Annotated in this window: 26 protein-coding genes; 14 read left to right on the top strand and 12 right to left on the bottom strand. The window is 71.6% G+C overall.

What is annotated here, in order from left to right; all coding sequences use genetic code 11:
• Nucleotides 1–170 precede the first annotated feature (170 nt).
• Nucleotides 171–539: a BlaI/MecI/CopY family transcriptional regulator gene (locus KZ829_RS27550; protein WP_220146819.1), complete on the top strand. Its 369-nt coding sequence runs from the start codon at nt 171–173 to the stop codon at nt 537–539.
• Here KZ829_RS27550 and KZ829_RS27545 read toward each other — a convergent pair.
• Nucleotides 516–1442 (bottom strand): M56 family metallopeptidase, encoded by a 927-nt coding sequence (locus KZ829_RS27545; protein WP_220146818.1) that lies wholly within the window; start codon nt 1440–1442, stop codon nt 516–518. The genes KZ829_RS27550 and KZ829_RS27545 overlap by 24 nt on opposite strands.
• A 130-nt stretch (nt 1443–1572) precedes the next feature.
• Between KZ829_RS27545 and efeU the strand changes: the two genes are divergently transcribed.
• Genes efeU through efeB form a run of 3 tightly spaced genes read left to right on the top strand, consistent with a single transcriptional unit; the run spans nt 1573 to nt 4792 of the window.
• Nucleotides 1573–2400: an iron uptake transporter permease EfeU gene (gene efeU, locus KZ829_RS27540; RefSeq protein ID WP_220146817.1), complete on the top strand. Its 828-nt coding sequence runs from the start codon at nt 1573–1575 to the stop codon at nt 2398–2400.
• Nucleotides 2401–2408: 8 nt separating this feature from the next.
• Nucleotides 2409–3542, top strand: coding sequence for an iron uptake system protein EfeO (efeO, locus tag KZ829_RS27535; protein ID WP_220146816.1), 1134 nt, complete (start codon nt 2409–2411; stop codon nt 3540–3542).
• Nucleotides 3539–4792 carry an iron uptake transporter deferrochelatase/peroxidase subunit gene (gene efeB / locus KZ829_RS27530; protein WP_220146815.1) on the top strand — a complete coding sequence of 418 codons (1254 nt, stop codon included), beginning with the start codon at nt 3539–3541 and terminating at the stop codon, nt 4790–4792. Before efeO ends, efeB begins: the two co-directional genes overlap by 4 nt.
• On the opposite strand, the gene KZ829_RS27525 is transcribed toward efeB, so the two are convergent.
• A complete protein-coding gene (locus tag KZ829_RS27525; RefSeq protein ID WP_308285683.1) occupies nt 4779–5327 on the bottom strand; it encodes a TetR/AcrR family transcriptional regulator in 549 nt (182 codons plus the stop codon). The genes efeB and KZ829_RS27525 overlap by 14 nt on opposite strands.
• Before the next feature lie 52 nt (nt 5328–5379).
• Between KZ829_RS27525 and KZ829_RS27520 the strand changes: the two genes are divergently transcribed.
• Together KZ829_RS27520 and KZ829_RS27515 are read left to right on the top strand one after the other, a co-directional pair.
• On the top strand, nt 5380–7137 hold the full coding sequence (locus tag KZ829_RS27520; protein ID WP_246636333.1) for an ABC transporter ATP-binding protein: 1758 nt from the start codon (nt 5380–5382) through the stop codon (nt 7135–7137).
• 9 nt (nt 7138–7146) lie between these two features.
• Entirely contained in the window at nt 7147–8556 is a 1410-nt protein-coding gene (locus KZ829_RS27515) for an MFS transporter (protein ID WP_220146812.1), read from the top strand.
• A 511-nt stretch (nt 8557–9067) separates the two neighbouring features.
• On the opposite strand, the gene KZ829_RS27510 is transcribed toward KZ829_RS27515, so the two are convergent.
• Both KZ829_RS27510 and KZ829_RS27505 read right to left on the bottom strand, forming a co-directional pair.
• Complete coding sequence (locus KZ829_RS27510; RefSeq protein WP_220146811.1) at nt 9068–10630, bottom strand: MFS transporter; 1563 nt, start codon at nt 10628–10630, stop codon at nt 9068–9070.
• Nucleotides 10631–10727: 97 nt separating this feature from the next.
• Complete coding sequence (locus KZ829_RS27505) at nt 10728–10928, bottom strand: hypothetical protein (RefSeq protein WP_220146810.1); 201 nt, start codon at nt 10926–10928, stop codon at nt 10728–10730.
• A gap of 86 nt (nt 10929–11014) precedes the next feature.
• Between KZ829_RS27505 and KZ829_RS27500 the strand changes: the two genes are divergently transcribed.
• From KZ829_RS27500 to KZ829_RS27490, 3 genes are all read left to right on the top strand, one after another.
• The gene (locus KZ829_RS27500) at nt 11015–11245 is read left to right on the top strand and encodes a hypothetical protein (protein ID WP_220146809.1); all 231 of its coding nucleotides are present in this window, start codon (nt 11015–11017) and stop codon (nt 11243–11245) included.
• A 63-nt stretch (nt 11246–11308) separates the two neighbouring features.
• The gene (locus KZ829_RS27495; protein ID WP_220146808.1) at nt 11309–11614 is read left to right on the top strand and encodes a hypothetical protein; all 306 of its coding nucleotides are present in this window, start codon (nt 11309–11311) and stop codon (nt 11612–11614) included.
• Between the two features lies 1 nt (nt 11615).
• Nucleotides 11616–12506, top strand: coding sequence for a hypothetical protein (locus KZ829_RS27490; protein WP_220146807.1), 891 nt, complete (start codon nt 11616–11618; stop codon nt 12504–12506).
• 129 nt (nt 12507–12635) lie between these two features.
• Here KZ829_RS27490 and KZ829_RS27485 read toward each other — a convergent pair whose 3' ends face one another.
• Nucleotides 12636–13064, bottom strand: coding sequence for a hypothetical protein (locus tag KZ829_RS27485; protein WP_220146806.1), 429 nt, complete (start codon nt 13062–13064; stop codon nt 12636–12638).
• Nucleotides 13065–13099: 35 nt separating this feature from the next.
• Nucleotides 13100–14476: a serine/threonine-protein kinase gene (locus tag KZ829_RS27480; RefSeq protein WP_220146805.1), complete on the bottom strand. Its 1377-nt coding sequence runs from the start codon at nt 14474–14476 to the stop codon at nt 13100–13102.
• Between the two features lie 121 nt (nt 14477–14597).
• On the opposite strand from KZ829_RS27480, the gene KZ829_RS27475 reads away from it, so the two are divergent.
• On the top strand, nt 14598–15314 hold the full coding sequence (locus tag KZ829_RS27475; RefSeq protein WP_220146804.1) for an SDR family NAD(P)-dependent oxidoreductase: 717 nt from the start codon (nt 14598–14600) through the stop codon (nt 15312–15314).
• Nucleotides 15315–15335: 21 nt separating this feature from the next.
• Nucleotides 15336–15701 (top strand): nuclear transport factor 2 family protein, encoded by a 366-nt coding sequence (locus KZ829_RS27470; protein ID WP_308285682.1) that lies wholly within the window; start codon nt 15336–15338, stop codon nt 15699–15701.
• Nucleotide 15702: 1 nt separating this feature from the next.
• Here the strand turns inward: KZ829_RS27470 and KZ829_RS44655 are convergent, their stop codons facing one another.
• The 3 genes from KZ829_RS44655 to KZ829_RS27455 all read right to left on the bottom strand — a co-directional run bounded on the left by KZ829_RS44655 (nt 15703) and on the right by KZ829_RS27455 (nt 18529).
• Nucleotides 15703–17226, bottom strand: coding sequence for an SMI1/KNR4 family protein (locus KZ829_RS44655; protein WP_220146803.1), 1524 nt, complete (start codon nt 17224–17226; stop codon nt 15703–15705).
• A gap of 82 nt (nt 17227–17308) precedes the next feature.
• A complete protein-coding gene (locus KZ829_RS27460) occupies nt 17309–18097 on the bottom strand; it encodes a DUF2927 domain-containing protein (RefSeq protein WP_220146802.1) in 789 nt (262 codons plus the stop codon).
• Between the two features lie 54 nt (nt 18098–18151).
• Nucleotides 18152–18529 (bottom strand): DUF4267 domain-containing protein, encoded by a 378-nt coding sequence (locus KZ829_RS27455; RefSeq protein WP_220146801.1) that lies wholly within the window; start codon nt 18527–18529, stop codon nt 18152–18154.
• A 142-nt stretch (nt 18530–18671) separates the two neighbouring features.
• Between KZ829_RS27455 and KZ829_RS27450 the strand changes: the two genes are divergently transcribed.
• The gene (locus KZ829_RS27450; protein ID WP_246636332.1) at nt 18672–19196 is read left to right on the top strand and encodes a TetR/AcrR family transcriptional regulator; all 525 of its coding nucleotides are present in this window, start codon (nt 18672–18674) and stop codon (nt 19194–19196) included.
• Here the strand turns inward: KZ829_RS27450 and KZ829_RS27445 are convergent.
• On the bottom strand, nt 19171–20121 hold the full coding sequence (locus tag KZ829_RS27445; protein WP_220146799.1) for an EamA family transporter: 951 nt from the start codon (nt 20119–20121) through the stop codon (nt 19171–19173). The genes KZ829_RS27450 and KZ829_RS27445 overlap by 26 nt on opposite strands.
• 70 nt (nt 20122–20191) lie before the next feature.
• Here KZ829_RS27445 and KZ829_RS27440 point away from each other — a divergent pair, with 70 nt between their 5' ends.
• Entirely contained in the window at nt 20192–20746 is a 555-nt protein-coding gene (locus tag KZ829_RS27440) for a CGNR zinc finger domain-containing protein (protein WP_220146798.1), read from the top strand.
• On the opposite strand, the gene KZ829_RS27435 is transcribed toward KZ829_RS27440, so the two are convergent.
• Nucleotides 20743–21894 (bottom strand): SGNH/GDSL hydrolase family protein, encoded by a 1152-nt coding sequence (locus KZ829_RS27435; protein ID WP_220146797.1) that lies wholly within the window; start codon nt 21892–21894, stop codon nt 20743–20745. The two genes, KZ829_RS27440 and KZ829_RS27435, sit on opposite strands and share 4 nt — an antisense overlap.
• A gap of 164 nt (nt 21895–22058) precedes the next feature.
• On the opposite strand from KZ829_RS27435, the gene KZ829_RS27430 reads away from it, so the two are divergent.
• Nucleotides 22059–23036: a hypothetical protein gene (locus tag KZ829_RS27430; RefSeq protein ID WP_220146796.1), complete on the top strand. Its 978-nt coding sequence runs from the start codon at nt 22059–22061 to the stop codon at nt 23034–23036.
• Here KZ829_RS27430 and KZ829_RS27425 read toward each other — a convergent pair.
• Nucleotides 23024–23659, bottom strand: a complete 636-nt coding sequence (locus KZ829_RS27425; RefSeq protein ID WP_308285681.1) for a lysophospholipid acyltransferase family protein — start codon at nt 23657–23659, stop codon at nt 23024–23026. The two genes, KZ829_RS27430 and KZ829_RS27425, sit on opposite strands and share 13 nt — an antisense overlap.

Below are 23659 nucleotides of genomic sequence, written 5' to 3'. Positions count from 1 at the left end.
GTGGTGGTGGTGTACGGGGGGTTCCTGGCGGGCGGCGCGCCCCTGCGGCGGGGGGGCGGCGCCGAGCCCGCCCACGACCCCGGCGAAGCCCCGGATCCCGGCTGCGCGGACGGTCGTCATGGCAGCAGTCTCGGGACCCGGGCGAGGCCCGTCAACACTAAGCTGCGTGCGTGCCGCCCGAAGCACGCCGCCCCGCCGGCGCCCTGGAGTCCGAGATCCTGCGTGTCCTGGTCGCCGCGAGCGAACCGTTGACGCCGCGTGACGTGCAGGAGCGGCTGACCGCGCCGTTGTCGTACAGCACCGTGGTGACGATCCTGACCCGGATGCACGAGAAGGGCAGGGCGGCCCGCTACCGGGAGGGGCGGTCGTTCCGGTACGCGCCGCTCACCGACGAGGCGTCGGTCGCGGCCGAGCGGATGAGCGCGGCCCTCGGCGCCGGCACCGACCGGGCGACCGTGCTGCGCCGGTTCGTGGCCGGTCTGGCGCCGGGCGACGAGGAGCTGCTGCGCCGGCTGCTAGAGCCGGGCGGCGATCAGTAGCTCGCCCAGGTCGACGACGCACTCGACGGTCCAGGCCAGGGAGAAGACGGCTATCGCCGCCGGCAGGGCGAGAGCCAGGAGCGGCCGGTTGCGGCGCGGGGTGATCAGCGAGGCGACCCGTCGGGGTACGGCGCCCGCGCGGCTCAGGTCGGGCGAGGGCGGCGCCATCCGGAGACTGCCGACGCGATGGGTGCTGTCGCTGACCAGGGCGGCCGTGGCGATGGCCCGGGCCACCCCGCGGCGGTCGCCCAGTTCGGCGGCGGCCCGCTCGTCGGCGGCCCGTTCCACCAGATGGTCGATGTGCCGGGTGAGCAGCCGGAACACCGGGTGCACGGCGGCCGACAGGTGGGCGAGCAGGACCAGCCGGTGGTGCCGGGAGCGCAGGTGGGCGCGTTCGTGGGCGAGCAGGGCGGCGTACTGGACGTCGTCGAGGGCGTCGCGCATGCCGGTGGTGACGACGATCCGGCCGTCGCCGCCGGGGACCGCGAACGCCTCGGCGCGGTCGTCGTCGAGGACGACCACCTGGCCGTCCACGGTGGGCAGGCCGGTGTAGCGGCGGGCGTAGCGGGTGTCGCGGCGGTGGGTGCGCCAGACCCGGGCGACGCCGGTGAGCGCGGCCACCAGCAGCGCCAGCGAGAGCCAGGACACCCAGGGTTCGCTGTCGGTGTCGGCTCTCACGTACGCGTCGGAAAGATGCAGCAGGGACGCGGTGAGCGGAAGCTCGGCGACGGCCTTGAGGGCGAAGGCGCCCAGCGTGACCAGGCAGCCGGCGGCGGCCGCCGTCAGTGAGGTGACCAGCAGGAATGCGGCGGCCTCGGGGCGCAGCCGGTCGGCCAGGTAGCGGATCGCGACCACCACCAGAACCGGGCAGATCAGGATCTCCCAGACGAAATGATCGAACACCGCGACTCCCTCACCGATTCGGTTCGCAGTGTCGCACGTGGTGGCGGTGACCCTGGACAGTGAGGCCAGGCAAACCTAATCTACAGTCTGTAGAACCAAGGTAAGGCAATCCTTATCGGAGAAGAGGAACATGCTCGCCACCTACCTCATCGGCCTGCGCGAAGGGCTCGAGGCCACCCTGGTGGTCAGCATCCTGATCGCGTTCCTGGTCAAGTCCGGCCGCACCGACCGGCTCCCCCAGGTGTGGGCCGGCGTCGCCGCCGCCGTGGCGCTGTCCATCGGGTTCGGAGCGCTGCTCAGCTACACCTCCACCACCCTGCTGCGCGACTACGACCAGCGGGAGCTGTTCGAGGCGGTCACGTCGATCCTGGCGGTCTGCTTCGTCACCTGGATGATCTTCTGGATGCGCCGGGCCGCCCGGTCGATCAGCGGTGAGCTGCGCGGGAAACTCACCGACGCGCTCGCCCTCGGGTCGATCGCGGTCGCCGTGATGGCGTTCCTCGCCGTGGTCCGCGAGGGCCTGGAGACGTCGCTGATCTTCTACTCCGCCGTGCAGGGCGCCGACCTCGACGGCAAGCCGCTCTACGCGCTCACCGGCGGCATCCTCACGGCCGTCGCGATCGGCTGGCTGATGTACGCGACCGCCGTCCGGATCAACCTGACGGTCTTCTTCACCGTCACCGGGGTCCTGCTCATCCTGGTCGCCGCCGGCATCCTCAAATACGGCGTCCACGACCTCCAGGAATCCGGCGTCCTCCCGGGACTGAACACCCTGGCGTACGACGTGAGCGCCGCCCTCGACCCCTCCGCGTGGTACACGGCCCTGCTCACCGGCATGTTCAACGTGACGCCCACGGCCAGTGTCGTGGAAGCCGTCGCCTGGATCGCGTACGCCGTACCCGTGCTCGTGCTCTTCCTCCGTCCCGCGACGACCGCGGTTCCCGCCCCCCAGCACTAGGAGATATCGTGCGCCACCTCTATAGCCCCCTCGCCTTCACGGCGGCCGTCGTCGTCCTGGCCGGGTGCTCCTCCTCCGGCGGCGACACCGCCACCGCCGCCGCGGGCGGGCCGATCGCGGTCAAGGCCACCGACAGCGGCTGCGAGGTCGCCCGCACCCAGGTCGATGCCGGGACCAGCGTCTTCACCATCACCAACGGCGGGCAGAAGGTCACCGAGTTCTACGTGTACGCCGCGGGCGACCGGGTGATGGCCGAGGTCGAGAACATCGCCCCCGGGCTCTCCCGCGACCTGCACGTCGAACTGCCCGCCGGCAGCTACGAGACGGCCTGCAAGCCCGGCATGATCGGCAAGGGCATCCGCGGACAGCTCACCGTCTCCGGCTCGGCCGCGCCGCTGACCGACGACGCCGCCCTGCTCGCCGCCACCGAGAGCTACTCGCGGTACGTGAAGTCGCAGACCACCGCCCTGGAGGTGAAGACCGCCGAGTTCGTGAAGGCGGTCAAGGACGGCGACGCCGCCAAGGCCAAGGAGCTGTTCCCGGTGTCCCGCACGTACTGGGAGCGCATCGAGCCGGTGGCCGAGATCTTCGGTGACCTCGACCCGCGCATCGACGGCCGCGAGGAGGTCACCGAGGAGGGCATGAAGTTCGGCGGCTTCCACAAGATCGAGCAGGACCTGTGGCAGAAGAACGACATCTCCCAGTCCGGCCCGATCGCCGACCAGCTGATGACCGACGTCAAGGAGATCGTGCAGAAGGCCAACGCCGAGAAGCTGTCCCCGCTCCAGCTCGCCAACGGCGCCAAGGCTCTGCTCGACGAGGTCGCCTCCGGCAAGATCACCGGTGAGGAGGACCGCTACTCGCACACCGACCTGTGGGACTTCAACGCCAACATCGACGGGTCCAAGGCGGCCGTCGCCTCGCTGCGGCCGGTCCTCGAGGAGCGGGACGCCGCCCTGGTCAAGACGCTGGACGCGGAGTTCGCCAACGTGGACGCGACGCTCGCCAAGCACCGCTCCGGGGACGGCTGGAAGCTGCACAACGAGCTGTCACAGGCCGACCTCAAGGAACTGACCGACGCGATCAACGCGCTGGCCGAGCCGATCAGCCGGGTGGCGGCCGTGGTCGCCAAGCAGTCGTGAGCAAGGTTTCCCGACGGGCGCTGGTCATCGGCGGCCTGGGCGCCGCCGGTGCCGTCGGCGCGGGGGCGGCGTTGCTGACCGGCGAGGAACCCGCGGTCTCGTTCTCCGACGCGGTCGCCTTCCACGGCACGCACCAGGCCGGGATCGTCACGCCGGCCCAGGACCGGCTGCACTTCGTCGCCTTCGACGTCGTCACCAAGGACCGCGACCGGCTGATCCAGCTGCTGAAGGACTGGACGGTCGCGGCCACCCGGATGACCGCCGGAAAGGACGCCGGCGAGGTCGGGGCGGTGGCCGGCCTTCCGGAGGCGCCGCCGGACGACACCGGCGAGGCCATCGGGCTGCCGGCGTCCGCGCTGACGCTCACCATCGGGTTCGGGCCGACCCTGTTCCGGACCGCGGACGGGCGCGACCGCTTCGGGCTGGCGGGCAGGCAGCCCGGGGCGCTCGCCCCGCTCCCCAAGTTCACCGGGGACACTCTCGACGCGGCCCTGTCCGACGGCGACATCGGCATCCAGGCGTGCGCCAACGACCCGCAGGTGGCGGTGCACGCCATCCGCAACCTGGCCCGCATCGGCATGGGCGTGGTCAGTGTGCGGTGGTCGCAGCTGGGCTTCGGGCGTACGTCGTCCACCTCCACCGGGCAGGCCACCCCCCGGAACCTGTTCGGGTTCAAGGACGGCACCCGCAACCTCAAGGCCGAGCAGGACGAGCTGCTGCGCGAGCACCTGTGGGTGCAGCCCGGTGACGGGCCGGCGTGGATGGACGGCGGGTCCTACCTGGTCACCCGCAAGATCCGGATGCTGGTCGAGACGTGGGACCGGTCACCGCTGGTCGAGCAGGAGGCCATCGTCGGGCGGCACAAGGGCAGCGGGGCGCCGATCGGGCTGGCCGGCGAGTTCGACGAACCCGACCTCACCTCGGTCGGCGACGACGACGAGCCGATCATGCCGAAGATCGCGCACGTGCGGCTGGCCCACCCGGCCACCAACAACGGGGCGCGGATGCTGCGGCGCGGCTACAACTTCGTCGACGGGTCGGACGGGCTGGGGCGGCTCAACGCGGGGCTGTTCTTCATCTCGTACCAGCGGGATCCGGCGAAGGCGTTCATCCCGGTGCAGCGCAGCCTGGCCGCCCAGGACGAGATGAACGAGTACATCCGGCACGTGTCCAGCGGCCTGTTCGCCTGTCCACCGGGCATCAGGGACGCCGGCGACTTCTGGGGCAGCGGCCTCTTCAGCGGGGCGTGACGGCGCCGTCGACGCAGCGGAGGATGAGGCGCAGGGCCTCGTGGGGGGAGACCTGGCACTCGCCGGTGTAACGCCAGCCGGCGTAGAGCTGCGACCACATGAGGCTCTGCAACCAGATCGGCGGTAGCTGCGGGTCGATGGAGCCGTCCGCGTACCCCCGCCGGACCATCGCCTGGAAGTGGTCGTCGAAGGCGCCCTCGTCGTCGAAGACGACCTGCTCCCGGAACAGCAGGGACAGCACGTCACCGAGGTCGAAATACTCCTGGCAGAGCCGGTGCAGCGCGGACGCCCCCGAGTCGTCGCCGAGCCGGGCCCGGTCGCGCGCCTCGCCGAGCCGCCGCCCCACCTCCTCACGCAGTGCGTGGAGCAGGTCGTCGCGCTCGGCGAAGTAGCGGTGCAGCGTGGTGCGGCCCACGTCGGCGGCGGTGGCCACGTCGCCGAGCGGGGCGGCCGGGTTGCGGGCCAGGACCTGGATGGCGGCGTCGAGGATCGCCTGCCGGGTGCGGGCCCTGCTCCCGCCGCGAATGGCACTCACCGCGGCAGAATAGCACTTGCCCAGAATGGAACATGAGTGTTCCACTACGGGAATGCCGGATACCACGAGACTGGGAACCCTGCTCGCCATACTCCAGCCACACCGCCGCACCATGGCGCTCGGGCTCGTCCTCGGCCTGATCGGCAACGCCGCGGGCCTGGCCACCCCGCTGGTCACCAAGTGGGTCCTCGACAGCTTCAGCGGCGGTGTCGAACTGGCCGGGCCGATCACCGTCCTGGCCGGCCTGGTCGTCGTCGGCGCCGCCATCACCCTCTGGCAGTGGATCCTGCTCGGCACGCTCGCCGAACGGATCGTCCTCGACGCCCGCACCTCGATCATCCACCGCTACTTCCGGGCCCGGATCGGCGACCTGCAGGCCCGCCCCACCGGTGAGCTCGTCACCCGGGTCACCTCCGACACCGGCCTGCTGCACCAGGCGTCCGGCAGCATCATCGGACTGATCAACGCAGGTGTCGGGCTGATCGGCACGCTGATCCTGATGGCGGTGCTCGACCTCGTCCTGCTCGCCTGCACCCTCGCGGCGGTCGCCGTCGTCGCGGCGCTGATGATCGTGCTGCTGCCACGGATCGGCGTCGCCCAGACGGCCGCGCAGGAGGCGGTCGGCCGGCTGGGCGCCAACCTGGAGGGCGCCCTACGCGCCATCCGCACCGTGAAGGCCAGCCGGGCGGAGACCCGCCAGAGCGGCCGGATCATCGGCGACGCGCGGGACGCCGCCACCCACAGCATCCGCGCCGCCCGGGTCGCGGCCACGGTCTGGACCATCGCCTGGTCCGGCATCAACCTCGCGGTGATCCTGATCCTCGCGATCGGCGCCTGGCGCGCCCACGCCGGGATCCTGGAGGTGTCCACACTGGTGGCCTTCCTGCTCTACGTCTTCCAGCTGATGGGCCCGATCAGCGAGCTCACCCAGAACCTGACCGCCCTCCAGGCCGGGATCGCCGCCGCCGGCCGCATCAACGAGCTGCGGTCCCTGCACCCGGAGTCCGCGCACGACGCGACGGCGACATCACCGGCGACCGCCGGCACCGATCCGATCCTGACGCTGCGGTCGGTCACCGCCCGGTACGGTCCGGACGCGCCGACCGTGCTGCACGGCATCGACCTGGACATCCCCCGGGTCGGGCACACCGCGATCGTCGGTCCCTCCGGCGCCGGCAAGACCACCCTGTTCTCGCTGCTGCTGCGTTTCCTCGAACCGGAGGACGGGCAGCTCACCCTGGACGACCGGCCCTACCGGCAGTGGAGTCACCACGACCTGCGGGGGCGGCTCGCCTACGTCGAGCAGGAGACCCCGGTGCTGCCCGGCACGATCGCCGACAACGTGCGGTTCACCCATCCCGACGCCACCGACGACGAGGTACGGGCGGTGCTGCACGCGGTCCGCCTCGGCGACCTGGACACCATGCTGGCCGCGACCGAGGTCTCCGGCGGCCAGCGCCAGCGGATCGCCCTGGCCCGGGCCCTGCTGCGCACCCCCGACGTACTGCTCCTCGACGAGGCCACCGCCCAGGTCGACGGCCTGACCGAGGCCGCCGTCCAGGACTGCGTTCGGGAGCGGGCGGCCCACGGGGCGGTCGTCACCATCGCGCACCGCCTCTCCACCGTCCTCGACGCCGACCGGATCGTGGTCCTGGAGGACGGCCGGGTCCGCGCCCAGGGCGATCACACCTCCCTGTACACGACCGACGACCTGTACCGTCGCCTCGTCCAGGCGCTGCGGATCAGCGCCGACCAGCGGCCGGCGCTGAGTGGTAACGGCCACAACTCGGGTCCGGCCCGTACTCGATAGATTCGGTGGGTGCCGCGCCGCAATGCCCTCGCCCTCGCCGTCTGTCTCGCCGCCGCGTTCACCACCCTGGTCGACCAGGCCAGTCTGAACACGGCGGTTCCGGCGCTGCGGGAGTCGCTCGGCGCCGGCCCGGCCACCCTGCAATGGATCATCGCGGGGTATTCGCTGGCCTTCGGGCTGGCCATGGTCCCGGCCGGGCGGCTCGGCGACGCGCACGGCCGGAAGTGGTTCTTCGTCGGCGGGATGGCGCTGTTCGCGATGGCCGGCGTCGTCGCCGGGACCGCGAGCGAGGCCTGGGTGGTGGCCGTCGCGCGGCTCACCCAGGGCGTCGGCGCGGGCATCGTCAACCCCCAGGTGTACGGGATCATCCAGGACCTCTTCACCGGCCGCGACCGGGCCTGGGCGCTGGGTGCCTACTCCACCGTCGGCGGGATCGCGGCGGTGCTCGGGCCGCTCACCGGCGGGCTGGCGCTCGGCGCGTTCGGCGACGATCTCGGGTGGCGGGTCGTGCTGCTGATGGGGGTGCCGTTCGGGCTGCTCACCGTGCCGCTGGCGATCAGGTGCCTGCCCGCCGGCCGGCCGGACCGCGCCCACCGGACCACACTCGACCTGCCGGGGCTCGCGCTGCTCGGCGCGGTGACGCTCTGCCTGCTGCTGCCGTTCGTGCTGCCCGGCGGGCAGGGGCTGCCGGTGGCGGTGTGGCCGCTGGCCGCGGTGGCGGCGCTCGCGGCACTGTCCTGGTGGGAGCGCCGCTACGCGCGGTCCGGCCGGACCCCGGTGCTGATGCCCGAACTGGTCCGCTCCCGCGGGTTCAGCCTGGGCACGTTGACGGCGATGTTCCAGTTCGGGGCGTCCCTGTCGGCGAACCTGGTGCTGGTCCTGCACCTCCAGGAGAGCCTCGGCTGGCCGGCGCTCGACGCGGCACTGCCACTGATCCCTGGCGCGATCGGCTTCGCGGCGGCATCCTCGCAGAGCTGGCGGCTGGTGGCCCGCTTCGGCCGCTCCGCGGTGGTCGGCGCGCTGGCCGGCGCGGTGACGGCGATCGGGGCGACGATCACCGTGCTGCACACGGTTCCCGAGTCCGGGTTGGGCGTCGCGCTGATGTGCACCCAGTTCGCGGCCGGAGTCTGCGGCGGTCTGGTCCTCTCCCCCAACCAGGCCCTCACCCTCGCCCACGCTCCGGCCGGGGCGGCCGGTCTGGCGGGCGCCTTCCTCCAGGTCTCCCAACGGATCTCGGCGACTCTGGCGATGGCCGCGGTCACCGGCATCATGGTGACCGGCCAGAACGTCACCGCGGCCCTGACCATCTGCCTCACCATGATGACCGCCTCGGCGGCGTGCGCGGCCCTCGACCTCCGCACCCGGCCGACCGCGCCCCGGCCCGCCGCTCCGCGGGTCCCGGCCACCGAGACCCGCTGACCCACCAGCCGCCGGCCCGGCCACCACTCCCCCACCCCGCTCTCCAGGTCCCCGACGCACTGCGACCCCGCCCGGCCGCCACTCCCCCACCTCGCTCTCCGGGCCGCCGATGCGTTGCGGCCGATCTCGTCCGGCTGGCTGTGGGTGCTGTCTCGAAGCCGCTGAGACAAGCATTGACAACCAAACCGGAACCGCTCGGCCGGCCACGGCGGCGGCCGAGCGAAGCGGGTGGCGCACACCAGCGCAGCACCGTGCCGGCCCATGCCGCCGATACGCTTGGCAGCGCTACAGGGGGTGCCCACCGTGTGCGGGTGCCCGCCCCTCGAACGCCCCGCCGGGTGCCCGGCGAGCGGCGGCAGGAGCGGGAGTGGGCAGCCGGACGGCCCGCCCGGCCACCGATCTCAGCCCGGCAGGCGCGGCACAGGCCGCAGTGGCAGCGGACGGGCGGGTAGGGCGGAACGGTCCGGAAAGGAACGGGACGGGGTCACCCGTACCGGAAAGGGTGTTGATCTCACACCTGCGCGGACAGCATGTGGACCACCTCGGGTGGGGTGGTCGAGAGGGCGCGGGCGCGTTCGTCGTATTCGGCGTCGGCGCCGGTGAGGCGGCCGTCGTGCTGGCGCAGGTGTTCGTCCCAGGTGGGGAGGACGTAGAGCTCGACCATCCGGCCGGAGGTCTCGCCGGCGCGGAAGACGCCCCACTGGACCGCGCCGGTGCGCAGCCGGGAGCGGCGGACCTCGCTCATCGCCTCCAGGAACTCGGCCTCCCGGTCCGGTGGGATCGTGTACGCGACCTCGACCACCACCGGCCCGGTGCCGGGGTCCGGCTCGTGGGTGAGGCGGGGCTCGGGCCATGGGGTGGCCGGGTCGCGGTTCAGGTGGCCGGACGGGATGAGCGGCGCCCACGCCAGGGTGGCCGCGCCGGCGGCGGTCAGGCCGGCGGCGATCAGGAACGTTCCCACCAGGCCGATCCGGTCGGCGGTCACGCCCCACACCAGCGAGCCGACGGCCTGGGCGCCGAAGAACGCGGTCTGGTAGCCGGCCAGCCCCCGGGCGCGGACCCAGCCGGGCAGGAAGAGTTGCACCTCGGCGTTCAGGCTGGTGAGCACGGTCATCCAGGCGGCGCCGGCCGGGACCAGGACGATCACGGCGATCACCGGCTCGCGGGCGAGTGCCAGGACGGCCAGGACGGCGGCGTAGGTGAGGCTCGCGACGGCCAGCATGCCGGTGCCGGACAGGACGGCCCGCATCCGGGGAAGGGTCAGCGCCCCGAGCACGGCGCCTGCGCCCAGGGCGGCGAGCAGGAGGCCGTACCCGCTCGCGTCGAGACCGAGCCGGCGGCTGGCGACCAGCGGAAGCAGCGCCCAGAGGGCCATCGCCGGGACGACGAAGATGACGCTGCGCAGCAGCAGCCGGCGCATGATCGGCGCATAGCGCACGTAGCGGCCACCGGTTCGCAGGGCGGCGACGAACGGTTCGGCGACGTTGTCCTGCGGGTCCCGGCGCCAGAGCAGCAGGGCGATCGCGAAGACCAGGAACGAGACCGCGTTGAGCGCGAAGACGGTGGCCGGCCCGGCCCGGGCGACCAGGACCCCGGCGACGGCCGGGCCGATGGCGCGGGCCAGGTTGATGCTGATCGCGCCGAGCCCCGCGGCCGACGGGATCAGTGAGCGGGGCACCAGTTCCGGGATCACCGCCTGGTACGCCGGACCCGTCATCGCCGTGCCGCAGCCCAGCACGAACGTCAGGAGCAGCAGCAGTGGCGGTGTCATCTGCCCGGTCACGGTGAGCCCGGTCAGCATCACCCCGGTCGCGAGCTGGAAGATCTGCACGTTGATCAGCAGGCGCCGCCGGTCGAACGAGTCGGCGAGCACACCGGACGGCAGGGCCAGCAGCAGTACGGGCAGGGTGGCGGCGGTCTGTACGAGCGAGACCAGGGTGCCCGCGTTCGGTTCGCCGAGCAGCAGCCACTGGGCGCCGACCGTCTGCATCCAGGTGCCGATCTGACTGCCGAGGACGGCGAGCCAGAGCATCCGGAACACGCCGATCCGCAGCGGCGCCCAGGTGGAGGTCATGCCTTGATCATCACCCCTGGCAGGGGCCGATCATCTCGCGCAACGCGGTGAGCGCCTCCCGGAGCCGTTCCATCCGCTCGGATTCGAGGTGGGCGGCCTATTCGACCTCCACGTCGGCGACGACGGCGGCGGCCACCGGGCTCGCGGCGGCGCCCTGCTCGGCGACCCGGATCAGCCAGGCGCGGGCGTCGGTGGGGTCCGGCGCCCGCTCGACACAGCCGGCGCGTGCCGGCTGCGCGGACGGCGGCTCGTCGCGACCGACGCCGACTGGTCGGCCGGTCAGAGCATCGAGAACCATGCCCCGATCACCACGCTCCTGCTCAACGCCGTCGAGTCAGCTCCCAGAGCCAGCTGGACGAGATCGAAGCTACTCGGGTCCTGGCCGTGACCGGTGACTACGCCACCGGTGACCAGGCCGAGGATCAGGGCGCTGTCGATGAGGCCCAGGCCCCGGAGACGAACGGAACGGTCGTTCGATTGTGGTCGATCCGGCCCACCGGCCACGTCAAGCACACCCGCTTGTCACCCAGGCCGCAGCAGGGCTGCGGAGGCACTCGGACGGTGGAAAAGCCGAGCACACGCGGCCTTTCGGCGGCCGCGATGAGTAACGTCTGACCGAGTCGTCGCGCGCCACGGGCGCGCCGGGGAGGACGCTCGGTGAGTCCGCAGGCCGATTCCGTGGCAGAGGCTGCCGCGCTACTACCGAACACACAGCCAGCCCAGGCGTTACGGAAGGACACCGGCGAGCGGCTGGCGTTGCTAGGACAGCAGCTCCTCAACGCCACCCTGGACCTGCTGTTCCTCGCCATATGGGCCGCTATGGCGGCCGGGCAGAAGCGGGTGCTGGACTACTTCAACGCACCCGTCTGGATCGACGCCCTCGGGATCGTCGCGGACGTCTCCACTCTCGCCATCGTTTCCTCGTACGTCGCCGTCGATGTGGTCAAGTCGGTGCGGCAGACGTGGGCCAGGAGGCTCGACTGACATGACGAGACTCGACGAATTCTTCGGCAGCCGCGGACGCCTTCCAGTCCAGATGGGTCCGGCCGAAGCGGCACGGATCTTCGCCCGCCGGGTCGCATTACTTCTGTGCGGATTCGGCGGCTTCGCCGTCGTCATGGGATTGGGTGGTTGGCTCACGGCCCTGGCCAACGGCGGACATCGCGGAGCGGCATGGGTGGCCGGAGGAGCCGTGGTGGCGCTGCTCGGTTCCGCGCTCGCATCCCGCCTGTGGTGGCGTGGCGGACACCGGCTTTCAGCCGCACGCGGGTCGGCGACGGAGACGTGGGTCGCGGCGCCCAGCAAGCGCAGCGGCCACCTGTTCTTGACCGCCTTCGCTGTGATCAGCGCGATTCTGGTCACGAACGTCGCCGCCGTCATCGTCGCTACGTTGCCCAGCGACAAGCGGCGACTCGATCCGATCGGGGCGACAGTGGGACCGACCACGCCCGAACCGATCGTGCAAACGCCGGTCGATCCACGATCCCAGGCTCTCGCCACTCTCGAGACGATCGCCGCCCGGGACCGCGCCAACATCACCTTGAGCGGACAATTCGTCGCTCAGCTCTCTTCCAGGTATACCGGGATGAAGGATCCACAATCCAAGAACGGCACCTTCGAGGCCCCCGACATCCTGGGCGAGTACTGGTCGCTGTACTTCGCACACGGCAGTGGCACGCACCGGGTGCTTCTCCTCAAAAGCACCGATTTCGGCACGCGGCGCCTCGTCAAAGGAAAGCCGTTGTGGGTCGTGTTCGTGGCCGCTGACTTCCGTGACAGGAAAGCCGTTCTCGACTGGTGCTCCACCGCGTCTTCGAACCTCAGCGGCACCGAACTAGACAAATGTGAGGCACGGACGCTGCAGCCTCCCGAGTAAAGAGCGGCGGCAGATTCCGCGCCACGCCGGAAGCTCCGGGGATCAGGCGTGTCCGGATGTCGGCGGGACCATGTGAAGGGAAAGCCCAGCACCGGACCCTGGGATCCGGTGCCGGCGCTCTCGGCCGGGTCAGGGCCAGACGACCTTCGGGCCGCAACCCTCGAGGACCAGCTTGCCGTCGTCGGGGCTGTCGTCCCTGATCCGGAAGACCCCGTTGCCGATGGTGTCCTGGTGCACCCAGCCCTTGATGTCGGTGCCGGCGATACGGCCGTACCACCAGTTGTTGCCGTAGTCGTTCGTGGTCATGCACCACAGGTAGAACGTGGTGCCCTTGGTGATCCGGCCGACCTGACCGCACGCGCCGTACGGGCCGTTCTTGACGTTGTAGTCCACGGCGGCCGTGACGGCGCCCTGGCCGTTCACCATCGTCCAGTTCGGATTGCAGGTGACGGCGGCCCGCGCCGGGCCGGCGACGCCCAGGACCCCCGCGGCGGTCATGGCCGCGGTCATCGCTACCGCGACGGCGCGCCGCCTGACTCGTTCCTCGATCGGTTTCATGGGCCGCAGCATAAAGGTGCCCGTCGATGGAGTTCTCAGGCGCTCTTGAAGAACGTGCCGGTCGCCTCGCCGCCGACCGGACGGGCGATGCAGTGCAGCAGGGTGTCCTCGCCGACCTTGATCGGCCAGGCCTCGCGCAACCAGCCGCTGGTCCGGTCCGGTCGGCGGCTGCGGGTCGCCATGAACTCCTCGCCGCAGGCCACGGCGATCTCCGACTTCTCGATCAGCGGATCGTCGTCGTCGATGACGACGCCACCGGGCGGGACGTCGACCGCGGCGTACGTCTCCCAGACGTGCTCCTCCGAGCAGTCCAGCCGCCGGGGCGACTCGGGTACCCCGGCGCTGACGTTCAGCCCGGCCCAGCACATCGGCTCCACCGGGCAGAAACCGCCGGCGCAGGTGGTGAACCGCACCGGCAGTTGGTCCTGGGTGGTGCCCTCCTCGAGGGTGGTCGTGGTGACGACCGGGGTCGAGTCCGGCCGACTGCCCCAGACGACCAGACCGGCGACGACCATCGCCATCACGGCAAAACCCGCCAACACCAACGGCAACATCGAGCGGCGTACGGCGGGGGCGGCCACCGGCGCCACGCCGGTCACCGAGGCGCGGGCCGCGGACGCCAGTTCGGCCGCCGACTGCCAGCGCTCCTTCGGGTCGACGGCCAGCGCCCGCTCGACCACGGCCTGGACGGGCAGCGGCAGTCGCACCTTCATCGTGCGGGGACCGGACTGGAGTCGCTGGAGCGCCACGGCGTACGGGTTGTCGCCGACGAAGGGCTTCTCCCCCGCCAGGCACTCGTAGGCGACCAGGCCCAGCGAGTACAGGTCGCTGCGCGGTCCGGCCGGCTCGCCCCGGACCTGCTCCGGCGAAAGGTAGGTGGGGGTGCCGAGGATCGCCCCCGACACCGTCAGCCGGCCGGCGTCCTCGTGGCGCGCGATGCCGAAGTCCGTGATGACCGCGGTGCCGTCCGCGCGTACCAGCAGGTTTGCGGGTTTGATGTCGCGATGCACCAGGCCCTGGCCGTGGACGGCCTGGAGCCCGTCGGCGACCTGCGCGATCAGGCGCATCGTCTCCTCCGGCCCGAGGCGGCCGCGCGTCAGCCGCTGGGCCAGCGACTCGCCGTCGACGAACTCCATCACCAGGAACGCGACACCGAGACTGTGGCCGAAGTCGTGGACCGAGGCGACCGCCGGATGGTTGATCCGGGCCATCGAGGTGGCCTCGGCCGTGAAGCGCCGCCCGAAATCCGGGTCGGCGTCCAGGCCGGGCAGCATCGCCTTCACCGCCACGTAGCGCTGAAGCACCTCGTCGACGGCGAGCCACACCTCGCCCATCCCGCCGGCGCCGAGCCGCCGGTGCAGACGGTAGCGATCGCTCAGCCGGACCCCAGCCTGCAACACGTCAGCCGACACGGCGGACAGCTTAGGGCTCCCGCCACGGTCCCGGACATCGACCGGCCGGACGGTGCCGACATATGGGAGGCGGGCCGCCCACCCCACCGTTCGGAGCGGTGCCACCGCCTAGGCTGAGGCGATGCGTGGGGTGGCACTGGTTACCGGGTCGGTTTCGGGAATCGGGGAGGCGACGGCGCGACGGCTCGCGGCGGACGGGTTCGTGGTGGCGGTGCACTCGCGGGCCAGCCGGGAGGCCGGGCTGGCGCTGGCCGCGGAGCTGGGCGGGACGTATCACCAGGCCGATCTCGGGAACGATGACGCGGCCGCCGGGCTGGTGCCGGCGGTCGTGGAGCGGCACGGGCGGCTCGACGTGCTGGTCAACAACGCCGGGATCTCCTGGCCGGTGCCGCACGGGGACCTGGCCGGGCTGAGCCCCGCCGACTGGCGCAAGCTGCTGGACGTCAACCTGATCGCCCCGTGGGTGCTGTGCACCGCGGCGCTGCCGCACCTGCGGGCCGCCGACGGTTGCATCGTCAACGTGACCAGCCACGCGGGGGTGCGGCCCAAGGGCAGTTCGATCGCGTACGCCGCGAGCAAGGCCGCCCTCAACCACGTGACGAAGCTGCTGGCCGCCGCCCTCGGCCCGCGGGTCCGGGTGAACGCCGTGGCGCCGGGGCTGGTCGACACGCCGCTCACCGCCGACTGGACGGCCGCGCGGGAACTGTGGAAGTCGTCGAGCCCGATGGGCCGGGCCGCGCAGCCCGCCGACGTGGCGGATCTGATCGCCATGCTGATCGGGCACCCTTATCTGACGGGCGAGGTGATTCTGCTCGACGGCGGCCTGAACCTCCGTTGAGTACGACGAGAAGGAGCGAACGTGACCGAGGCTGAGCTGCTCGACGCGGAACGGCGCCTCCAGCAGGCACAACGCGACGGCGACGTGGCGGTGCTGGAGAAGCTGCTCGACGACCGGCTGATCGCGATCGGGCCGGACGGCGCCCGCTACCGCAAGTCCGACGACCTGGACGCGTACCGGTCCGGTTCCTCGGTCGTCGACTCGCTGACCGAGGAGGACCTGGAGGTGCTGGTCGTCGACCGGACCGGCGCGACGTTCGCCCTGTGCACGGTGGCGGGGACCTTCGGCGGCGTCCCGTTGACGGCCCGGCTGCGTTACGCGCGGACGTGGGCGTACCAGGAGGGTTCTGGCTGGCGGATCGTGGCCGCCCAGATCTCGCCGGCGTAGGTCAGATGATCTCCCAGTCCAGCAGGCCGTCGCCGTCCACGGTGGGGCGGTAGCGGCCGTCGTAGGGGCGGCCGGTCTCCAGCGCGGTGGCGGTGCCCTCCAGCAGTTCGGTGACCGAGGCGGGCCAGCGGGCGAAGTCGGTGCCGTCCTCCGGGTAGAACTCGCCGACCCGGCCGTGGCCGCCGGGCCGCTGGTCGACGAGCAGGCAGCCGCCGTCACCGGCCGACGCGAACGGCACGAACTGCCGGTGCCACCAGTCTTCCCCCGGCCAGGAACCGGCGTCGCCGGCCAGGACGGTGCAGGTCGACCGCCAGTCGCCGAGGATCTCGTCGAGGGACGTCGGCGAGAAGAACGGCGGCAGGTCGAAACGGGCCTCCGGGGCCACGCCGTCGTGGCGGCGCAGCGAGGCGACCAGGTCAGCCGGGAACGCCACCGACATGCGGCGCTGCAACTCGTCGATCCGCTTCGCGCCGGCCGGTTGCCGCAGTCCGCGGGCGCTGGCCGGGGCCTTTGCGGCGAGCCACTTCTCGATGCGCTGCCAGGCCCGGTTCACCCGCTGGGTGGTGGCGGTATCCGGGCGGGTGGGGGTGATCGCGCCGGTGTTCTCCGGGCAGGCGGCGGTCGACGGCGGCCGGGGGCGCGACGGCGGGACGTAGGTCGACGGGTGTGGCGTGTAGGGCCTGACCGTGGGCTCGACCGGGCCGGTGTAGTCGATGTGCGCCGAGTAGATGGGCTCGCTGCTGCACCAGCCCAGGCCGCACGCCATCAGAACGGTGATCACGAAGACGCCGAGCAGGCCGAGGACGAATCGCTTGCCGTTGACCGGCTTGCGTGCGCCCTCGGTGACGTCGAGCACCGGCGTGGCGGGATGGGGCTCCACTCGCAGCATCGGCTCGAACCATTCGGCGGCCCCGGCGAAACGGCCGCCCTCGCTCGGCGTCTCGGCCACCCCCGGAATCGTCTCGGGAGGCGAATCCGGATCATCGGTGGCCGCGGACCCCGGAGTCGCGGAAAGTGCGGCCGCCGGGATCCGGCCGGCCGGTGGAAGGGGCAACGCGCTCTCGTCGACATCCCCGACGGTGACGACCGCCGCGGAGAGGTTGCGCCCGTGCAGGGCATCGACGACGAGGCTGGTGTGGTGTGCCGCGTCCGGGCCCGGGCCGGTCACCACCACGACGGGCGCGCCCATCGCCACGGCCAGGTCGACGAGTGTCCACCCGCCCTCGCCCACCGGCAGCAACAGGCCCGCGTCGGCGGCCACCAGCACCAGCTCGTAGGACCGGCTCATCCCGTCGGCCAGGTCACGGACCCGGTCCAGGGGCAGCCGGGCGGTCCCGGCGACCTCCAGCACCCCGGCGAGGAACGCCCGCGCCGGATCGTCGTCCGGCACGGTGGTGCCGATCACGACGGCCGCCACCGGCGCTTCGGTAGCCGCCGCCAGCCCGGCCAGCGCGATCCGCCAGTCGGCGCCGGCCGAGGTGGCCGCGATCATCCACGGCCCACGGCCCGTCCACGCCCGGTTCACGCCGCCACTCTAGCCAAGGCCGATCCGGTGGATCACCCGAGCGCGAGGCGGCCATGGTTCCAGCGTGCGGTGCTCTCCGCGTCTACTTGACGGTGACCATCCGCTTGATCGTCTTCTTGTCGTCGCCAGGGTGCACCGCTCCGCTGTAGAGGAGCCGGATGACCTCCTTGTCCAGCGACGAATACCGTGTGGGGGCTGGATAGTATTCGTCATAGAAGATGCTGTTCGGGTATTTGCCGGAGTCCTTCGCCATCCCCATCGCCCTGGTCAACTCCTCGCGGATCAGATGGCAGCGGATGGTCTCGCTGATCCCCGTTGAGCGGATCATGACGTTGGCGTCGGTGAGGACACCGCGATCCGACCAGTGGTAGTAGAGGAACCCGTCGTTGCCGGACACGTACTTCGGCTCGATGGAACGAAATTTGGAGACGGGCGCGAAGTGAAGTTCGATGTCCGCCGTGCTTTGGGTCAACCTCAGGTCGGTCGTCGCGGAGAGGGCGTTGAAGTCGGCGATGACCTTGTTGACGCAGCTCCTGCTCTTCGCGGCGCCACCGTGGACCCGGACGGTGACCTCGGGCTTCTCCCACATGGTGATGACGCCGGCGTCGTCCCCGTACTCGGTGTCGAAGGCGACGGCGAGGAAGTGGGCGAGACCGGCCTTGCTGATCCGCGGCTTGACCGGAGCGGGCGACGGAGTGGCCGAGGGCGTGGGCGACGCGGCCGGAGACGTCGTAGGGGTGATGACCGCCGGGGAGGAAGCCGTCGCGTTCGCGGCACCGCCGCCCGGCGAATCACACGCGGTCAGCAGGACACAGAGTCCCAGGAGGATCGGCAGTAATGGGGGCGTTCCGTTGCCCACGGCAGAGCCCATGATCGAAAGTCCTTCTGGAAGCCGTCCGGGGTGATATCGAAGGTCGCCATCCTCTCACCCCAGGAGGAGCAGCACGCTGATCGCCGCCATCACCGCGGCGGTGGCGGCGTGGACGCCGTAGGCGGTCGCCTTGGGCCCGCCGCTGCGCAACACGATCAGCGTGTCGCCGACGGGGATGCCGGTGGCGGCCAGCATGAGCCAGCCGAGCAGGTGGGGTTCCGCCGCCGCCGCGGCGATGAGGATGAGGAGCCCGGCGGCGATGTCGCGGACGGCCTTGACGGACAGCCACGCCCGGAAGGTGGGGTCGTCGACGGGCGTGCCGGGGATACCGAAGCCGGCCGCGGCCCGCGGCGCCCGGAAGGAGTTCGCGCCCATGAGTGCGGCGGACAGGCCGACCAGTGCGGCGAGCACCTCGGCGACGGTGATGAGCACGGATACCTCCGAAGGAAATCTAGCGCTGCTAGAACATGTAGCGAAGATAATCTGTCGATGCAAGAATGTCTAGCACTGCTAGGATCCGGTCATGCCGCCGATCAGCGAGCGCCGTGAACGCGAACGCGCCCACCGTCATCAGATGATCATCAGATCCGCACGTGAACTGGCCGAGACCGAAGGCTGGGAAGCCGTGACGACCCGACGGCTGGCGGAGCGGGTGGAGTACAGCCAGCCGGTGCTCTACAGCCACTTCAACGGCAAGAACGCCATCGTGGCGGCCGTCGCCCTGGACGGCTTCGCCGACCTCGCCGCCGAGCTGCGCGGCGCACGCGAGGCCGCCCCCGAACCCGGGCGGGCGCTGCGGGCCGTCTGCGACGCCTACCTGCGGTTCGCGACCGAGCGACCCGCCCTCTACCAGGCCATGTTCGTCCTGCCCACGGACCTGAGGTTCGCGAGCGCCGAGACCGCGGCGCCGCTACGGGCGTGCTTCGATGAGTTCGTCGCCTGCTTCGACCCGGGCGACGAGCGACGCGAACTGGCCGCCGAGGTCGTCTGGAGCGCCCTGCACGGCATCACGGTCCTCTCCGACAGCGGCCGCATCCCCGCGGCCTGGCAGGAGGAACGCGTCGGCTTCCTGGTCACGCGGTTCGCGCGGACACCATAGGGCTGGATTCGACGGCGGCGACCGGGGGCTCGGCCGGGATCGCGGCGATGCCGGCCAGAATCAGGACGCCACCGGTCATCTGCAGCGGGGTGAGCTGCTCCCCCACCACGATCCACGCCAGGATCGAGGCGAAGACCACCTCGAGGAGGCCGACGAACGAGGCCAGGCGGGACCCGAGCCGGCTGGAGCCGAAGATCCCCGAGGCGTACGCGATGGCCGTGCCGAAGAGCGCGACCACCATGAGCGGCACCCACCACGGGACCGGCGAGCCCAGCAGCGGTACGTCGCCGGTGGTGGCGGTCATCGGAACGAGGCCGGCCAGACCGGCCAGGGCCAGGGTGAGGCCGCCCAGCAGGAGCCCGGCGCCGGCGAGCGCGACCGGCGGCAGACCGTCGGCGGGCCGGGCGGCGACCACGAAGTAGACCGCGCATCCGCCGGCGGCCACGAATGCCAGCAGGACGCCGAGCGGGTCGACGGCCTCGAGCGCGCCGGGGCCGATGACCAGGACGAGGCCGCCGATCGCGAGCACCGAGCCGAGCAGCACGGCCGGGCGGGGCAGGCGGCGGGTGGTCAGCGCGACCCAGATGACCAGCAGCAGCGGCGCCTGGTATTCGATGAGCAGCGCCGCGGAGACCGGGATGCGGTGGATCGCCGCAAAGTACGTGAGCTGGGTGAACGCGACCGCGATGACACCCATGCCGAGCACCCGCCAGCGGCCCCGCCACAGCGCGTCCCAGCGCCCGCGCAGCGAGAGCAGCACGAACGGCAGCAGCATCAGACCAGCGGTGAGCGCCCGGGCGGTGACCGCGGCGGCCGGTGACCACCCCGCCTCCAGCAGCGGCTTGATGAACGCGCCGGAGGTGCTGAAGGTGGCGGCCGAGGTCACCGCGGCGGCCAGCCCGATGGTCTGCGACGGCAGCTTCACGGCGATCCCCTTGTCATGGGCTATGGTGCATACGACCCTGACGCTAGGCCGGGCCTGATAAGGAGTCAAATTGCTTTTCGCCCCTGACACCGCGGAGGCGCTGGATTTCGTCGTGGCGCTCGCCAACACCGCGCCCGGCGCGTCCCGCTCCGGCGAGGACGAGCTCGCCACCGTCGGCCAGTTGCGCGAGATGCTCCGGCACTACGTCTACTCCGGGCGCATCGACCACGATCAGGCCGAGCTGGAGGCGGTGCGCGCCGCGCGGGAGTCGCTGCGTTCGGTGTGGACGCTGGACCGGGACGCCGCGGTCGAGGCGGTGAACCGGATGCTGCGTGAGGCCCGGGCGCTGCCGTTCCTGACCCGGCACGACGGCTCGGACTGGCACATCCACGCCACCGAGCCGGACGCCCCGCTGGCCGAGCGGATCCGCGTCGAGGCGGCCCTCGCCCTGATCGACGTGATCCGGATGAACGAGACCGGCCGTCTACGGGTCTGCGAGGCCCCCGACTGCACCGGTCTGTTCCTCGACCTGTCCCGCAACGGCTCCAAACGGTTCTGCTCGGTGCGCTGCGGCAACCGGGTCAACATGATCGCCTTCCGGGCCCGCAGGGCCGGGAACGACTAGGGGGCCAGGAACGAGGCGAGCGCGTCGGCGGTGAAGGCGGCGCCCCTGTCGGTCATGTGGACCAGGTCCTCGCAGTAGAGGCCGAGACTGTTGTCGGCCGACGGCGCCGGCTGCCGGGCCGCCAGGTCGAAGTAGGCGACCGCGCTGCCCCCGCCCGGCCCGCCGTCGTCGTCGGCGGCGACGTCCCGCCAGGCCCGGCTCACCTTGGCGAAGTCCTGTACGGACCGGCCGGCGGAGACCCGCGGCGAGCCGTAGACCACGAACGATGGAGAGGTGTCGGTGTGCGCCCGGACCGTCGCGATGATCGTTTTCAGGTTGCGTCCGATGGTGGCGGCCGGCACCCGGGTCCGCCAGTCGTTGACCCCTAATTGGAGGATCACCAGGTGTGGCCGGATGGTGCGCAGCCGCGGCGCCCACCCGGCGGCGCTCCTGGCGAAGTCGCCGCTGGTCAGCCCACCGTGGCCGCCGTTGTAGACGTGGATGCCCCGGTTCTCGTCGCCGTGGAGGACGGCGAAGCCGTGCACGTACACGTCCGGCGTGACGCATGTCACCACGATCGTGTGGTGGCCGGGTTCGAGACGGGGCGCGATCCAGGTGGCGTCGCGGTCCGTCGTCGGGCCGTGGGTGCCGACCGTCGCCACGGTGGCGCCGTCGATCGTCACGGTGAACGTGCCACCACCAGGGAAGACGGAGTGCCACACCCGGACGCTCGTTCCGGTGAACGGGTAGGTCACGGTCTGCCCCGCGGCTTTCAGGCCGGCGGATTTCAGCCCCCATCCGGTGGTCGGCGTGGTGGCGCCATCGGACAGGATCACCGGCCACAGCCCGGACGGCCGGCCCCACGCGGCTGTGTAGACGTCCCCACCGGCCGCGCCGGCGACCGGGAACCGGGCGCACAGGTTGCCGGCGAGCATCGGCACGTAGCCCCGCCCGTACCGCGAGGAGCCGACGCCCTCCGAGCTGGACGAGCCGATCACCGCGACCACCGCGGGTTCGTAGTGCCGGTTCGCCAGGGCGGCATGCCAGCCGAGCAGCGGAAGAACCGGATCGGATGTGGAGGCCAGCACCGGTTCGGCCGCGACGCCCGCGACCGCGAAACCGGTGGCGAAGAGCCCACCGGCCCGGATGAATCCACGACGATCCGCCACCGATTCCCCCCGCCGGAATCCCGGTCTCACTGACCGGAGTCGCACGCTAACACGGGATGCAAAATCGTCACTTCCTCCGGGAGGATTATGAATTCTGACGGTTGATCACCACCGCGGGTGACACCCCCGCCACGCACCTGGATGATCATTAATATGATCCGCGCATGGGATCACGGGCGAACGTGGCGATCCGCATGGACGGCGCGTGGACGCATTGCGGCAGCGACAATATCGGCTACAGCCTCGACGCGTACCTGGCGCTGGGCCCGGAGCCGGCGCTGGCCGTCTTCGGCGCCCTGCCCGCGTGGGAGGATCCCGCGCAGTGGCAGACCGAGAGCGTCTGCGAGGCCGGCGCCCTGATCGATCTGGACGCTCAGGAGCTGCTGTTCTTCCTGGACGTCGACTACCACCAGCGGCTCGCGTTGCTGGACGGTTGCCGGCGGACGTGGCCGGGCTGGACGATCCGGTGGGCGTACAACGGGATCGCCGACGTGACCGACGCGCTCGGGGTGGACCGGGCGGTGCTCGGACGGCAGCCGTGGGACAACACCGCGCTGTTCAAGTGGCACAAGCCCGGTCCCGAGGAGGAATTGGTCCTGCACCACGTGATCACGGTCGGCACCACGGCGTACGGCCTGGACTACAACGCCGAGGCCCCGTGGTCGATCGGCCCGGCCCTGCTCGACCAGCTCTTCGAACTGCCCCGGGTGACCACCCTGCCCCGGGTGCCGCGCAGCGGGTTGCACCTCGACCCGGCGGCCCGGACCGCCGGGGTGTGGTCGACCGAACCGCTGTACGGGCTGACCGAACGGTTCGCCGACCGCTGGCCCGGCTGGACCCTGCGCTTCTGGGAGGACCGCTACCTGGAGCAGCAGCGCCGCTGCGGTAGCGGGTTCACCTTCGCCGACCCGGCGGAGCTCGCGGACGCCTCGGCACAGGCGCTCGTCGACCGGGTGCTGCGGCACTGGGTTCCGGCGACGACCGTGCCCGGCGGCGGCTCCCAGGACCCGTACCGGGGCCAGCGGGACGCCGGTCTCACGGTCGACGACCTGCAACCGCTCACCGGCGCCCTGCTCGGCCCGTCCCGCGCCCCGGTGGACGTGGCTGCCTACGCGAAGGCCATGCTCGACTACCGGGCGTAGCGGGGCACGTAGTCCTGACCGGACAGTTCCGCGATCGCCGCCATGATCATGTCGGTGGCGGCCCGCCGCTCCTGGGCGCTCTCCGGGTCGGAGGCGATCGCGGACAACTGGACCGGCTTGCCGAAGACCACCGAGACCCGGCCCGGCCGCGGGACGATCCGGCCCGGCGGCAGCACCCGGTCGGTGCCGGACATCGCCACCGGCACCACCGGCGCCCCCGACCTGAGCGCCAGCCACGCCACCCCGGTACGGCCGCGGTAGAGCCGCCCGTCCGGCGAGCGGGTCCCCTCCGGGTAGATCCCGAACGCCTCACCGCGCAGCAGCACGTCGAGGCACGCGTCGAGCGACCGGACCGCCGCCCGGGTGTCGTCGCGGTCCACCGCGACCTGCCCGTCCCGCGACATGAACCAGGAGACCAGCCGCCCGCCCGGCCCCTGCCCGGTGAAGTACTCCGCCTTCGCCATGAAGATCACCTTGCGGGCCAGCGCCATCGGCAGGAACGTCGAGTCGGTGACCGACAGATGATTCGACGCCAGCAGCAGCGGACCGCTCGGCGGCACGTGCTCGGCGCCCTCCACACGTAGGCGAATGATCTTCGTGAGCAGCTCGTACACGGACAGCAC

The organism is Actinoplanes hulinensis (genome assembly GCF_019429605.1).
GTDB classification, from domain to species: Bacteria; Actinomycetota; Actinomycetes; order Mycobacteriales; family Micromonosporaceae; genus Actinoplanes; species Actinoplanes campanulatus.
This window is presented reverse-complemented; position numbering and strand designations above follow the sequence as displayed.